The organism is Telluria sp. BA11 (assembly GCF_056680305.1).
Genome location: NZ_CM155275.1, coordinates 4,701,255 through 4,715,030, shown reverse-complemented (window position 1 = coordinate 4,715,030; position 13,776 = coordinate 4,701,255). Strand labels below are relative to the sequence as shown.

Annotated in this window: 10 protein-coding genes; 5 read left to right on the top strand and 5 right to left on the bottom strand. The window is 68.6% G+C overall.

Annotation, left to right across the window (positions count from 1 at the left end; genetic code table 11):
- Window positions 1-105: 105 nt before the first annotated feature.
- Together AC1MGT_RS20875 and AC1MGT_RS20870 are read right to left on the bottom strand one after the other, a co-directional pair.
- Window positions 106-2,811 carry a bifunctional acetate--CoA ligase family protein/GNAT family N-acetyltransferase gene (locus AC1MGT_RS20875; protein ID WP_499501887.1) on the bottom strand — a complete coding sequence of 902 codons (2,706 nt, stop codon included), beginning with the start codon at window positions 2,809-2,811 and terminating at the stop codon, window positions 106-108.
- A 147-nt stretch (window positions 2,812-2,958) separates the two neighbouring features.
- Entirely contained in the window at window positions 2,959-3,369 is a 411-nt protein-coding gene (locus tag AC1MGT_RS20870) for a hypothetical protein (RefSeq protein WP_499501886.1), read from the bottom strand.
- A gap of 113 nt (window positions 3,370-3,482) precedes the next feature.
- Between AC1MGT_RS20870 and AC1MGT_RS20865 the strand changes: the two genes are divergently transcribed.
- Genes AC1MGT_RS20865 through AC1MGT_RS20850 form a run of 4 tightly spaced genes read left to right on the top strand, consistent with a single transcriptional unit; the run spans window position 3,483 to window position 7,140 of the window.
- On the top strand, window positions 3,483-3,896 hold the full coding sequence (locus AC1MGT_RS20865; RefSeq protein WP_499501885.1) for a hypothetical protein: 414 nt from the start codon (window positions 3,483-3,485) through the stop codon (window positions 3,894-3,896).
- 60 nt (window positions 3,897-3,956) lie between these two features.
- Window positions 3,957-4,340, top strand: a complete 384-nt coding sequence (locus tag AC1MGT_RS20860; protein ID WP_499501884.1) for a hypothetical protein — start codon at window positions 3,957-3,959, stop codon at window positions 4,338-4,340.
- Complete coding sequence (locus tag AC1MGT_RS20855) at window positions 4,340-5,731, top strand: TolC family protein (RefSeq protein ID WP_499501883.1); 1,392 nt, start codon at window positions 4,340-4,342, stop codon at window positions 5,729-5,731. The genes AC1MGT_RS20860 and AC1MGT_RS20855 overlap by 1 nt, the downstream gene beginning before the upstream one ends.
- Window positions 5,728-7,140, top strand: coding sequence for a multicopper oxidase family protein (locus AC1MGT_RS20850; RefSeq protein WP_499501882.1), 1,413 nt, complete (start codon window positions 5,728-5,730; stop codon window positions 7,138-7,140). Before AC1MGT_RS20855 ends, AC1MGT_RS20850 begins: the two co-directional genes overlap by 4 nt.
- On the opposite strand, the gene AC1MGT_RS20845 is transcribed toward AC1MGT_RS20850, so the two are convergent.
- The 3 genes from AC1MGT_RS20845 to AC1MGT_RS20835 all read right to left on the bottom strand — a co-directional run bounded on the left by AC1MGT_RS20845 (window position 7,137) and on the right by AC1MGT_RS20835 (window position 12,890).
- Window positions 7,137-9,911 (bottom strand): PAS domain S-box protein, encoded by a 2,775-nt coding sequence (locus AC1MGT_RS20845; RefSeq protein ID WP_499501881.1) that lies wholly within the window; start codon window positions 9,909-9,911, stop codon window positions 7,137-7,139. The two genes, AC1MGT_RS20850 and AC1MGT_RS20845, sit on opposite strands and share 4 nt — an antisense overlap.
- A 144-nt stretch (window positions 9,912-10,055) precedes the next feature.
- Entirely contained in the window at window positions 10,056-12,491 is a 2,436-nt protein-coding gene (locus AC1MGT_RS20840) for a heavy metal translocating P-type ATPase (RefSeq protein WP_499501880.1), read from the bottom strand.
- Between the two features lie 60 nt (window positions 12,492-12,551).
- The gene (locus tag AC1MGT_RS20835) at window positions 12,552-12,890 is read right to left on the bottom strand and encodes a hypothetical protein (RefSeq protein ID WP_499501878.1); all 339 of its coding nucleotides are present in this window, start codon (window positions 12,888-12,890) and stop codon (window positions 12,552-12,554) included.
- 171 nt (window positions 12,891-13,061) lie between these two features.
- On the opposite strand from AC1MGT_RS20835, the gene AC1MGT_RS20830 reads away from it, so the two are divergent.
- On the top strand, window positions 13,062-13,559 hold the full coding sequence (locus tag AC1MGT_RS20830; protein ID WP_499501877.1) for a nuclear transport factor 2 family protein: 498 nt from the start codon (window positions 13,062-13,064) through the stop codon (window positions 13,557-13,559).
- Window positions 13,560-13,776: the final 217 nt, after the last annotated feature.

Below are 13,776 nucleotides of genomic sequence, written 5' to 3'. Positions count from 1 at the left end.
ATAGGCGGTACGAATCGTCACGACGTGACAGGGCGACAAACACTGTCACCTTACCACCGCAGCAGAGCCCAAAATCCTCCGAATGTCACATGGCGCGCGAAACGGTTAACGTAATGCGAGGCGCATATTTCGTGTGCCGTCCTCACGATCGATCGTCACCTCGAAGCCCAGTTTTTTCACCATCGCGACGATGCGCGAATTCTGCGGCAGCGCTTCGCCGACGATCTCGCCGGTGCCGCGCGCGCGGCAATACCGGATCAGCTTTTCCATCATGATGCGCCCCAGCCCCATTCCTTTGAGGTCCGAGCGCACGGTGACGGCGAATTCGGCGCTCGTGTTGTCGGGATCGGCCACGACGCGGGCAACCGCCAGCGTCTCGAACACCCCGTCCGCGTTCTTGCGGGTGGCGATGAAGGCCATCTCGCGGTCGTAGTCGATCTGCGTGAAGCGCGCCAGCTGCGACGGCTGCAGCTCGCGGATGCGCACGAACATCCGGTAGCGTACGTCGTCGGGCGTGAGCGCGTCGAAGAACGCCAGGTGCGCCGGCCCGTCTTCGGGGCGGATCGGGCGCAGCAGCAGCGGCGCGCCCTGCCACTCGATCGTCTCTTCCAGTTCGCGCGGATAGGGCCGGATCGCGAGCCGGTCGAGCGTGCTGCCCGAACGGTCGGCCAGCGCCAGCCGCATGCGCGCGTCGAGCACGATCGCGCCGCGGCTGTCGACCACCAGCGGGTTGATGTCCAGCTCGACGATTTCAGGAATATCGGAGATCAGGCGCGATACCTGGATAAGCACCGCCAGCACGGCGTCGAGATTGGCGGCCGGCCGGTTGCGGTAGCCGGCCAGGAGGCGCGCCACGCGCGTGCGGTCGACCAGGTCGCGCGCCAGCACCAGGTTCAGCGGCGGCAGGCCGACCGAATAATCATCGAGCACCTCGACCGCCACACCACCCTGGCCAAACACCAGCACCGGCCCGAACACCGGGTCGAGCGCGGCGCCCACGATCAGTTCGTGGCCGTGCGTGCGGCGGCACATGGCCTGCACCGAAAAGCCGTCGAAGCGCGCCTGCGGGAACAGCTCGCCCAGGCGCGCGCGCATGCGCAGCGCGGCAGCGCGCACGGCGTCTTCCGAATCGAGGTCAAGCGTCACGCCGCCAACATCGGACTTGTGCATCACGTCGGGCGTGAGGATCTTGACGGCAACCGGGAACCCGATCGCGCGCGCTGCCGCCACGGCCGCGTCGGCGTCCACGGCGGCGCGCGTCTCGACCAGCGCCAGGCCATACGCGCGCAGGATCGCCTTGGTTTCGGGGTCGGACAGCAGCAGGCGCTTGGCGGCGATCGCCTCGCGCACCAGCGCGCGCGCAGCGCTGCGGTCGGGCGCCATATGGCCGGCCATCGACGGCGGCACTTCCATCAGCAGGTTCTGGTTGCGCCGGTAGTTCACCAGTTGCAGGAAGCCGTTGACCCCGTCTTCGGGCGTGCGGTACGTGGGCATGCGCGCCTCGGCCGCGATCGCGCGCGCAGCCACGACCGAGGCGCCGCCCAGCCAGCACGACAGGATGGGGCGCGAAGCGGCGCGCGCCAGCGGCGCAATCGCATTGGCGACGTCGCGACTGTCGACGGTCGCCGTCGGCGAATGCACGATCAGCACCGCGTCGACCTGCGGGTCGGCCAGCAGCACGTCGAGCGCCGCCGCGTAACGCTCGGGCGGCGCGCCGCCCAGCAGGTTGACCGGGCTGGCACGCACTGGATTGCCAGGCTGCGCGCCGTTCCAGCCGGCCGGCAGCACGGCATCGAGCCGCATGACCGATTCGGGTGACAGCGTCGCCGCCACGCCGCCGCCGTAGCGCAGCGCGTCGCGCGCCAGTACGCCCGGTCCGAGGCCGTTGCTGAGGATGGCCAGGCGCTCGCCATGCAGCACGCGCGCGTAGGCCAGCGTCTCGACCGCCGCGAACAGCTGCTCGGTCGTGTGAACGCGCAGCATGCCGGCGCGCCGGATCGCGGCGTCGAACACGTCGTCCTCGGTGGCCAGCGCCCCGCTTTCGCTGGCCGCCGGCCGGGCGCCGTCGGTATCGCTGCGCGACTTGAGCACGATCACCGGCTTGCTGCGCGCGGCGGCGCGCGCCGCCGACATGAATTTGCGCGCGTAGCGCAGCTGGTCGACATACAGCAGGATCGCGCCGGCATTGCCATCGCTGGCCAGGTGATCGAGCACGTCGCCCAGGTCGACGTCAGCCGAGTCGCCCAGCGAGATGAAGTGCGAAAAGCCGATGCCGCGCGTGCGCGCCCAATCGAGTACGCCCGTCATCAGTGACCCGGACTGCGAGACGAAGGCAATCCGTCCCGGCAGTGCGCCGCTGTGGGCCACGCTGGCGTTCAGGCCGAGGCCAGGGACCAGCAGGCCCGCGCTGTTCGCGCCGAGAAGCCGCAGCAGATAGGGGTGCGCCGCGTCGAGCGTGGCCTGGCGCAGGCTTCGCCCCCGTGCATCGCGACCGCGCGCCAGCCCGCTGGTGAGCACCACGGCGGCGCGCGTGCCGCGCTCGCCCAGCTGGCGCACCAGTTGCGGCACGGTGGCGGCCGGCGTGCAGATGACGGCCAGGTCGGGCGCCTCGGGCAAGTCAGCCACGGCGGCGTAACACGGCAAGTCGCCCAGCTGCGTGTATTTGGGATTGACGGCAAACAGCTTGCCCTTGAAGCCGCCGCCTTGCAGATTGGCCAGCAGCGTGGCACCCATGCTGCCCGGGCGCGCCGAGGCGCCGATCAGCGCTACCGACCGCGGCGCGAACAGGTGCTGCAGGTTACGAACACTCATGAAAGTACCGGGAAGGTGCGCGGCATGGCCGGGCGGTTCAGGAAGCGGGCGGCATGCGACATGGATGGGACCTTTGCGTCAGTGGCGTCATTAACACCAGCATACCGCCACGGCGCGCTGCAGCGCGCACAAATTCCCGCGCCGCAGCTAGCGGAAGGCGAACACGCCGCCGATGCGCCGCTCGGGCAGCGCCCGCAGTTCGGCCGAACAAGCGAGCAATTCGCGCATCAAGCCATCGGCCAGACCCTGCGTATGACACGCGACGACGTGGGCATCGAAGGCCACGTCGGCCATGCAACTGCGCATGTGCCGCGCTTCGGGCAAGTCGCACAGCGCGATGGCCGCCAGCATGTCGTCGGCCGCCGGCGGCAGCACCGCGTAGAAACGCAGGCGGAACTGGCGATCGAGCAGCATGCTGCCGTTCAGGAAACGGTCGGCACCAACATCGAACAGGACGTGCGCGATGACTTCGGCCGCCCTGCCCGCTACTTCTTCCTGATTCTTCCTGCGTCGCAGAGCGAGCAGTCGCTCGATCAACACCATGCCTGCCCTTGCCATTGAATTATCATTGAATCAACTTGGCATGCTATCAGCCGCGCCCCTTGCCCGGCAAGGTTTCCCGCCACCTTCATGACAGCAGTGTTGCGCGGACGCCATGCTAGAATTACCGCGTGAATTCAACCGTCCATGTCTGCCTGCGCCGCGCGCTCGTGTGGCTGCTGCTGCTGGCGATTCCCTTCCAGGGCATCGCTTCGGCAGGCATGCTGGCGTGCACACATGCAGCCATGCAGCATGGCAGCGTCACCGCCGTGGCGGCGCCGCACTACATGGACGCCAAGGCGGGTCATTGCCACGATGCCGGCCCGCAGGTTGCCACGGCCACCGACCATGCCCCGACTGACCACGACCAGGAGCGCTGCAGCGCCTGCGCCGCCTGTTGCATCGGCGCCGCCATGGCGGGCGCACCAACGATTCCCGCCGCGCCGCAGACCTTGTCCACCCGGCTGATCGAGGCAGCCACCGGCCGCCCCGAGGCTGTCGACCTTGCCCTGCCCGAACGACCTCCCCGCTTCCCGCTCGCCTGAATCAGCACACCACCGCGCCACGCTGGCGCGGCATCACTGCATTTCACCGAACGAGGAACCATGTCGACCTTTACCCGACCACAGCTGCTGCTGGCCTGCGTGCTGGCCTGCGCCTGCGTCCTGACGCCTGCCGCAGCGCAGAGCGGCCACCGGGCCACGCCGGCCGCGAACACCACCGACCCGCACGCCGCCGTCCCGGAAACCCGCTACCAGCCGGCGTATGTGCCACCGGCACGCGCCGCCGCAACCACCACGCCTGACCGCGCCTGGCAGGAACACAACCGCATCGTGGCGGCCCAGCCCGGCCATGATGCGCATGCCGGGCACGGCAAACCGGCGCCCGATCCACATGCGCACAGCGGCCATGGCAAGCCGGCCCCTGATCCGCACGCGCACCACCACGCCCCTGCTCCAGCGCAGCCAGACCACAAGGAGCACCACTGATGGCAAGTCCAATTTCATGGCATGCAACGCTGGCCCTGAGCCTGGGCGTACTTCTGGCCGGCTGCGCCAGCGTCACGCCCGAGCGCGCATTCGAGGCCAGCGCCGCTGCGGCGCAGGCGCGCACGGGCGTGGATGCGCGCCTGCTGCGCAGCGATGCCGACCGCCAGGCCTTGCAGGTCGAAATCGACACTTTGCTACAGGCGCCGCTGACGCAGGACGCCGCCGTACGCATCGCCGCGCTGAACCATCCCGGCCTGCAGGCCACCTACTGGGAAGCCGGCATTGCCCAGGCCGACGTGGCCCAGGCCGCGCGCCTGCGCAATCCGGGCTTCGGGTTCTCGCGCATGGACGGCGGCGGGAACCGGGAAACCGAACGCTCCGTGTCGATCGACCTGGCGGGCCTGCTCACGATGCCGCTGCGCCAGCGCATGGCCGCGCGGCGCCTTGACGAAACCACGCTGCGCGTGGCCGCCGCCATCGAGCATCACGTCAACGCCACCCGGCGCGCCTGGATCGAGGCCGTGGCGGCGCGCCAGGCTCTGACCTATGCGCGTCAGGTGGCCGACGCCGCCGACGCGTCAAGCGCACTGATGGCGCGCATGACCCAGGCCGGCAATGCCAGTGCGCTGGACCTGGCGCGTGAGTCGGCCTTCCACGCCGAAGCCGGCGCCGGCGTACTGCGCGCCGACCGCGAGGCCAACGCCGCGCGCGAACATCTGACGCGCCAGCTCGGCCTGTGGGGCGCGCAGGCGCTCTACACACTGCCCGAGCGCTTGCCCGACCTGCCGGCGGCGCCCGCCGAACTGACCGGCATCGAGCGCACGGCGCTGAGCCAGCGCCTGGACGTGCAGGCCGCGCGCGCCGCCGCAGCCGGCACCGCCGCCGACCTGGGCCTCACGCGCACCACGCGCTTTGTCAATGTGCTCGACCTGGGCTATGCGGACAAGCGCGAGACAGGCGAGCCAAAGAGTGATGGCTACGAGATCGGCCTGGAGCTGCCGCTGTTCGACTGGGGCGGCGCCCGCGTGGCGCGCGCCGAAGCGGTGTACATGCAGTCGCTCGGCCAGGTCGCGGCGGTCGCGGTCAACGCCCGCAGCGAAGCGCGCGCGGGCTACCTCGGCTACCGCGCCAGCTACGACGTGGCGCGCCACTACCGCGACCAGGTGATCCCGCTGCGCAAGCAGATCGCGGACGAGACGCTGCTGCGCTACAACGGCATGCTGGCCAGCCCGTTCGAGCTGCTGGCCGACGCGCGCGAACAAGCCGCCGCGGTCCACGCCACCATCGAAGCGCTGAAGGATTTCTGGCTGGCCCAGGTCGACCTGGAAACCGCCATCGGCACGCGCCTGCCGGCGCCATCGACCACTGATATGAAGGACACCCCACAATGACCAACCGCAGATCGTTCCTGACCGGCGCCGGCGCCGGCATCACGGCACTGGGCGCCTCGCTCGTGAGCCGTGCCGGCGCGGCGTCGCTGCCGGAAGCCCCGACCCACACCTCGAGCGCCACCGCCGCGCCGCTGGCCCCGACAGGCGGGCGCCCGTACAACCCCGTCGTCACGCTCAACGGCTGGACGCTGCCGTGGCGCATGAAGGACGGCGTCAAGGAATTCCACCTCGTGGCCGAACCGGTCGTGCGCGAATTCGCGCCCGGCATGCAGGTCAATCTGTGGGGCTACAACGGCCAGAGCCCGGGCCCGACCATCGAAGTGGTCGAGGGTGACCGGGTGCGCATCTTTGTCACCAACAAGCTGCCCGAACACACCAGCGTGCACTGGCATGGCCAGTTGCTGCCGTGCGGGATGGACGGCGTGACGGGCCTGACCCAACCCGGCATTCAGCCCGGCAAGACCTTCGTCTACGAATTCGTCGCGCGCCATGCGGGCACCTTCATGTACCACCCGCACGCCGACGAGATGCAGCAGATGGCGATGGGGATGATGGGTTTCTGGGTCACGCACCCCAAGGATCCGCGCCAGCACGCCGTCGATCGCGATTACGTGATGCTGCTGTCCTCGTACGACATCGAACCGGGCAGCTATACGCCGCGCACCAACACGATGCTCGACTTCAACCTGTGGACCATCAACAGCCGCGTGTTCCCGGGCCTGGATCCGATGGTCGCGCGCTTGGGCGACAAGGTGCGCATTCGCGTTGGCAACCTGACGATGACGAACCACCCGATCCACCTGCACGGACACCGCTTCGAGGTGGCCGGCACCGATGGCGGCTGGGTGCCGAAGTCGGCGCGCTGGCCCGAGGTGACGACCGACGTCGCCGTGGGCCAGATGCGCGCGATCGAGTTCGTGGCCGATGCGCCGGGCGACTGGGCGTTCCACTGCCACAAATCGCACCACACGATGAACGCGATGGGCCATGACGTGCCCACGCTGATCGGCGTCGACCATCGCGGCGTGGCCGAGAAGATCAACAAGCTGGTGCCGGGCTATATGGTCATGGGCGACAAGGGCGGCTCGATGGGCGACATGAAGATGCCGCTGCCGGCCAACACGCTGCCGATGATGAGCGGCGACGGCCCGTTCGGCAACCTGGAAATGGGCGGCATGTTCACGGTGCTCAAGGTGCGCGAAGGCCTCAAACGCGGCGACTACAGCGACCCCGGCTGGTACCGGCATCCGGCCGGTACGGTCGCGCGCGAATGGACGGGCGACGGCGCCGATGCGCTACCGCCAGCGCCACGCGCGCCGGATGCCCGCCCCGCGCCGGCGCCGGCTGGCCAGGCCATGGATGCACGCAAGCCCGGCGCGAAGGACATGACCGGGCACGAGCACCACTAGCCGGCTGCAGGCGCCTCGGGCACCTCAGGTACCTCAGGTACCTCAGGTACCTCAGGTACCTCGCGCAGCAGCGCAATCAGCTGCTGCGGCGCGACCGGCTTCGTGAAGTGCTCGTCGAAGCCGGCCGCCAGCGAGGCGGCGCGGTCTTCCTTTCTGCCGCGCCCCGTCACGGCCACCAGGTAGGGGCGCGGCACGTCCTGCGCCAGCACGCCCGCCAGTTCCAGCCCATCCATGTGCGGCATGCCCAGGTCGAGTACCGCGATCCGGGCCGGCCGTTCGCGGTGCAGGCGCAGCGCCTGCGCTCCATCGTGCGCCACCATCACGGTCGCGCCTTCGGAACGCAGCAGCCAGGCCAGCGATTCCGCTGCATCGACATTGTCGTCGGCCACCAGGATGTGCTTGCCCAGCGCAGCGCCATCGGGCACCGGGAGCGCGTCGCCCGGCGCCATGGCCGGCTCCTCGCACAGGTGCAGGCGAACGAGGAAGGTCGCGCCGCGGCCCGGTCCGTCGCTGTCGGCCCGGATGCTGCCGCCATGCAGCTCGACGAAGCCCTTGGCCAGCGACAGCCCGATCCCCAGGCCGCCCTGCGCCAGGTGACTCGCGCTGCCGGCCTGCACGAACGGATCGAACACGCGTTCGAGCATGTCGGGTGCCAGTCCCACGCCGCTGTCGGCCACCCACGCCACGGCCTGGTTGTCTTCGCGCCGCAAGCCCAGTTCGAGACCGCCACCGGGCGGCGTGTACTTGGCCGCATTCGTGATCAGGTTGGCAAACACCTGCGTCAGGCGCAGCGGATCGGCGTCGACCCAGAGCGGTTCGTCGGCCACCCGCAACGCCACCTGGTGGCGCCCGGCCTCGATCAGCGGCATGCTCGTTTGCAGTGTTTCGCGCAGCAATCGGCCCAGGTCCACGCGCACGCGGCGCAGTTCGATCTTGCCGCGACTGATGCGCGACACGTCCAGCAGGTCGTCGAGCAGGCGCGCCATCTGGTCGGCCTGGCGCCCCACCATGGCCGCGATCCATTCGATGCGTTCCGGCGCCAGCGCCTTGCTGCGCAGAAGCGAGGCCGCATTGGCGATCGGCGCGAGCGGGTTGCGCAGCTCGTGCGCCAGCGTGGCGATATAGACATCCTTGCGCCCGTCGGCTTCGCGCAGGCTGTGCATCGCCGCTTCACGCTCGGACACGTCCAGCACCAGCGAGAACACGGTCTGGATCGCGCCTGCCTCGTCGACCAGTACCGAGTTGTACCATTCGCAGCACAGCGCACGCCCGTCGCGGGTGCGGTTGCGGTTGGCCGACTTGGCGTAGCGCGTGCCGGAGTCGATCAGGCGCGCGATCATCGTGTCGACCTGGTCGGCATCGCCCTCGTGGATCATGCCGATGCGGTCGATCCGCTGGCCGATGGCGTCGCCTGCGGACCAGCCGAACAATTCTTCAGCGCGGCGGTTCCACAGCGTGATGACCAGGTCGCGGTCCCATTCGATCACGGCCAGCGGGGTGTTCTCGATCAGGTAGCGGGTCTGGTCCAGCGCCCGTGTCAGCGCCGCACTGGCCTCGGTGCGCTCGGTGATGTCGTCGATGACGATCACGGCGGAGGCCAGTTCGGCGGCGCTCTCGCGCAGCGGCGCGCCACTGACCGCGTACACCCGTCTCGCGCCGCCATGCACGCTCTCGATCATGGCGTCGCGAAACGCCCGGCCGCCGATCGCGCGCGCCACCGGTTCACAGATCAGGTCGAGCATGCCCCCGACGCCGTCAGCGCCGAAGTGGCGCGCCATCTGCTTCGCCTGGTCGTTGGCCATCACGCAGCGGCCCTGGCCGTCGACGATCAGGACGCCGTCGGGCAATTGGCGCAGCACGGTGCCGAGCAGGCTTTGCCACTGGGCGTGCGCACGCGTTTCGATCATTTCCTGGAACGTTGCGTGCAGGCGCGCGTGCAGCGCGATATTGTCGATCGCCAGCGCGCCCAGCACGAACAGCGACGTGGACAGCCCGTACAGCCGCCCGGCATAGAAACCGAGGTCGTAGAGACCCGTATTGAACACGCAGGACAGGCCCACTTCGAACACCCAGGCCGCCATTGCCACGGTCAGCCAGACATCGAGCACGGTACGCGGGCGCTTTTGCACCGTGGCGTACAGCACGTAGACCGACAGCGCCAGTATCGCCGCCGAGATGCCATGGTAGAGCGGCAAGGTGCGCGTGCCGTCGATCAGTCTGGGCAGATACGGCGCACCGGTCGTGCCCACCAACACCAGCAGCGACACGAACAGTGCGGTCAGCAGCGCGCCGATGCGCATGAAGTGTGGCGGTAGCGGCGCCCCGGCCAGGCGCCCCCGTGCGCTGCGCGAGTAGCCGAGCACGAACAGCGGATACAGCGCGTGCCAAGCGGCGTGCAGCCAGGCGGAGGTTTGAAGATTCCCGCCAAGGACGCCTTCGTCGCCAAGCAGGCCGTGGAACGTGAGCATGTGGGCGCCGGCGATCAGCGCCGTGAACAGATAGCCGAGCGCAAGGATGCCCAGCGCCAGCGAGCGCCGCGTGTGGACATGACCGAGCAGCAGGATGCCGGTAACGAAATTACTGGCGATCAGCGTTGACAGATAGATCGGCAGGAATTCCGGTGCATGTGGCAAGGGCACGCCAGCTGCCGGCACCAGGACCGCAAACAGCAGCCCCAGCGCCGCCAGCACCAGCACAGCCCAGCGCAACTGGGCGCTACCGGGCGGATGCTTGACCAGGTCGATCGGTTCTGCGAGTACACCATCTCTCATGAGGATTCCGCTGACGAGGTCGGTCGGAGATGCACAGGTTCGGTATTGTTCTTTCTACAAAATATAGCCTAAATGAATATTGTTTGGGGCGTATTTATCCGCTTAACGTCCAGAAAACGCACTGGGCCGTGGGACCGGCCTGCCTCAGGCGCCGGCCGTCACGGGATACCCGGCACCGTCAATGGCCGCCGCCAGCGGGGCCAGATCGGCGGTGCTGTCGATGCGGACCTTGCCGCTGGCCAGATCGATGTTCACCGTGGCGGCCGGATCAACGGCGTGGACGGCAGCGGTCACGCGGCCAACGCAGTGCTTGCAGGTCATGTCGGCAACAGTCAATTCATACATGGGAATTTCTCCTTTGGTTGGGGGCACGGGCACGGGCGCCCCGGTGGCGGGGGTGGAATGTGGTGCGGCTTGCCAGCGGCGCAGCAGCAAGGCGTTGGCCACGACGCTGACCGAACTGAGCGCCATCGCGGCGCCGGCCAGCACCGGATTGAGAAGACCGAAGGCGGCCAGCGGCACGCCGATCAGGTTATAGATGAAGGCCCAGCCGAGGTTCTGCCGAATCTTGCGCCAGGTACGCTGCGAGACGTCGAGCGCGTCGGCCACCAGCATCGGATCGCCCCGCATCAGCGTGATGCCGGCGCTGTGCATCGCGACGTCGGTCCCGGTTGCCATCGCCATGCCGACGTCGGCAGCGGCCAGGGCCGGCGCATCGTTGATGCCGTCGCCGATCATGGCGACCGTGCGGCCAGCCTGGCGCAGCGCCGCGATGACGTCGGCCTTGTCGGCCGGCAGCACCTCGGCATGCACGCGCGTGATGCCCAGCGCGCGCGCCACGCCCTGCGCGGCGCCGGCGCTGTCACCGGTCAGCAGCACGGGCGTGATGCCGCGCGCGACCAGCCTTGCGACGGCGTCCTGCGCGCCGGGCTTGAGCCCGTCGCCGAACGCGAGCAGGCCAAGCACGGTGACGGCATCGCCGCGCCGCTCGGCCAGCCAGGACACGGTGCGCCCGGCCGCTTCATGCGCTTCTGCCCCACCCGCCGGTACGCCAAGGTCGTTCATCAGGCGCCGGTTGCCAAGCAGGATCGTCGCGCCATCGACGTCGGCTTGCACGCCACGACCCGGCAGCGCGCGCGCATCGGTCGCGTCCGGCACAGTCAACGCGCGGCGCACCGCTTCGTCCAGCACGGCGCGCGCCAGCGGATGGGCGCTCGTTTGCTGGACCGCGGCGGCCAGCGTGAGCAGGCGCGTCGCGTCTGGCCCTTCCAGCGCCAGCAATTGCGGGCGGCCCTCGGTCAGGGTACCGGTCTTGTCGAACACGACGACGTCGACGGCGTGCGCCGTTTCCAGCGCCTCGGCGTCCTTGATCAGGATGCCGTGGCGCGCGGCCACGCCGGTACCGACCATGATCGCCGTCGGCGTGGCCAGACCCAGCGCGCACGGACAGGCAATCACCATGACGGCCACCGCGTTGAGCAGCGCGCCCTGCCAGTTACCCGTACCCACGCCCCAGACCAGCAGCGTGACGAGCGCAATGGCCAGCACCACCGGCACGAACACGGCGCTGACCCGGTCGACCAGGCGCTGGATCGGCGCCTTGGCGGCCTGCGCGTCTTCGACCATGCGGATAATCTGCGCAAGCGTCGTCGCACTGCCGACGGCAGTGGCGCGCACCAGCAACAGGCCGTCGGCGTTGACGGCGCCGCCCACGACAGCGTCAAGCGGGCCCTTGGCCTGCGGCAGGCTCTCGCCAGTCAGCAGCGACTCGTCGACGTGGCTCAGGCCCTCGAGCACGACGCCATCGGCGGCTACCCGCTCGCCCGGCTTGACCACCATGACGTCGCCCACGCGCAAGGCCGCCAACGGCACGCGGACATCGGCGCCGTCGCGACGCACGAGGGCGTCGGCCGGCTGCAGTTGCTCCAGCGCGCCCAGTGCCTCGATGGTCTGGCGGCGAGCACGGCCTTCCAGCCATTTACCGAGCAGCACCAGCGTGATGACGACGGCCGACGACTCGAAATACAGGTGGGACGCTGCATGCCCGCTCTGCGTCAGCAGCAGGTACAGCGACAGGCCGTAGGCGGCGCTGGTGCCGATCGCAACGAGCAGGTCCATATTGCCGGCGCCGGCGCGCAGCGCGCCCCAGCCGGCGCGGTAGAAACGCGCGCCGAGCCAGAATTGCACGGGCGTGGCCAGCAGCCATTGCAGCCAGCCTGGCAGCATCGCGTCGATGCCGAATGGCGCCAGGAACATCGGCAACACAAGCGGGATGGACAAGAGCGCGCCGATGGCGACCGGCCACCAGGTGGCGGCGCCGGTCTTGACGGGTGTGGCAGGCGCGTCAGCCGTCTCGATGCGGGCTGCGTAACCGGCCCCTTCCACGGCAGCCAACAGGGCTGCCGCTGGCGCTGCGCCGTCGATGCGGGCCTTTTCGGTGGCCAGGTTGACACTGGCGCCTGTGACGCCAGGTACCTGTGCCAGGGCTTTTTCGACGCGCGCCACGCAGGAGGCGCAGGTCATGCCATCGATCAGCAGTGTGACCGGCGGCGGTACGGGAGGGGTAGTGTTGGCATCCATCCGACAAGGATAAACCTTCCCACTACGGGAAGGTCAACACACTCTTGAAGTTTGCCCGGGTTAGCTGCCGAAGTTGAACAGCACACCCACGGCGAGTTCGACCCACAGCGCGGCAAACACCAGCGCCAGCGCGCCGATGACGGCAAAGCGCTGCCACACGGCCAGACGCGCAACACGGCGGCCCGTGCGCAGACACGTCCAGCCGGCGCTGGCCAGCAACACTGCGGCCACCGCGAAATCGAAGCCGGTCCACTGGACGCCATGCGCGAACTGCATCCCGGCCAGCGGAACCAGCAGAATCATCGCCGTTGCCAGCGCCACGCGCACGGCATCGATGCCCATCGATGCGCGCAGTGCGCCACTGTTCGTATGGACGTCCCCGCCCCCTGCCATCGTCATGAAGTGCTCCGGTAAATTACCGGTCGATCGTGCCGGTGCCGCCAGTGTAGTCTTATTGTCGGCGCGACAACAGCAATACGTGCAAGTTCGGCATGCTGTTGAAACATTTTGTTACATTCGTGGCATGCCAGACTTTATATACTGACATACAGCTTCTCTGGACCAGTCATCATGCGCGCCTTGCCGTCCGCTCTATTCCTGTCGTGTCTGCTTGCCACGGGCGCCGCGACGGCGCACGTCCCGCTGCGGGGCGCCGCGCCTGGCGTTGCCGTTACCAATGCGCAGTCGCCATTGCTGATTGCACTGCGCGATGCTGAGCGGCACCTCGCCGAGGCCGTCGCCACGCGGGATGTCGACGCCCTGCGCGACCTGATCGCCACCGACTACTATCACGTCGAAACCAATGGCCGCGTGCGTACCCGCAGCGAATTCATGCAAGTGCTGACGCGCGATGAATACGAGTTTCGCTCGTACAGCAACGTGAGCATGGAAATCCAGTTGCTCGACAGCGGTCACACGGCCATCGTCCGCGGTCGCATGCAGGCCGATCTGCAGCCAGTCAGCGGTCCGCGCGAGTTTCGCGGGCGCTATGTTCGCGTCTGGCAGCTGCAGACCGACGGCTGGCGCAACACGATGATGCAGAGTACCGAGATCCGGCCGGCACGCTGATCATTGCCTTCGCGCTCACCCTGCGCGGCAGCCAATTGCAGATGCTGGTATTCTGGACAAGTCAGGGCGCACGCTGAACACGTTTCGGCGGGTGCCCCGGGGTGTGCGTTGCCCATCCCACGTTGACCAGCACATGCACGACGCCGGGCCGTGACGAACATGGCCCTGGTGCCTCGCTTCATACCGGAACAGTGTTCCCAACCATCTGAACGGAGAA

Excerpts from the sequence above, each read along its gene's own strand:
- AC1MGT_RS20875 (WP_499501887.1), bottom strand. The coding sequence starts at position 2,811 with ATGAGTGTTCGTAACCTGCAGCACCTGTTCGCGCCGCGGTCGGTAGCG.
- AC1MGT_RS20870 (WP_499501886.1), bottom strand. The coding sequence starts at position 3,369 with ATGGCAAGGGCAGGCATGGTGTTGATCGAGCGACTGCTCGCTCTGCGA.
- AC1MGT_RS20860 (WP_499501884.1), top strand. The coding sequence starts at position 3,957 with ATGTCGACCTTTACCCGACCACAGCTGCTGCTGGCCTGCGTGCTGGCC.
- AC1MGT_RS20855 (WP_499501883.1), top strand. The coding sequence starts at position 4,340 with ATGGCAAGTCCAATTTCATGGCATGCAACGCTGGCCCTGAGCCTGGGC.
- AC1MGT_RS20850 (WP_499501882.1), top strand. The coding sequence starts at position 5,728 with ATGACCAACCGCAGATCGTTCCTGACCGGCGCCGGCGCCGGCATCACG.
- AC1MGT_RS20845 (WP_499501881.1), bottom strand. The coding sequence starts at position 9,911 with ATGAGAGATGGTGTACTCGCAGAACCGATCGACCTGGTCAAGCATCCG.
- AC1MGT_RS20840 (WP_499501880.1), bottom strand. The coding sequence starts at position 12,491 with ATGGATGCCAACACTACCCCTCCCGTACCGCCGCCGGTCACACTGCTG.
- AC1MGT_RS20835 (WP_499501878.1), bottom strand. The coding sequence starts at position 12,890 with ATGACGATGGCAGGGGGCGGGGACGTCCATACGAACAGTGGCGCACTG.
- AC1MGT_RS20830 (WP_499501877.1), top strand. The coding sequence starts at position 13,062 with ATGCGCGCCTTGCCGTCCGCTCTATTCCTGTCGTGTCTGCTTGCCACG.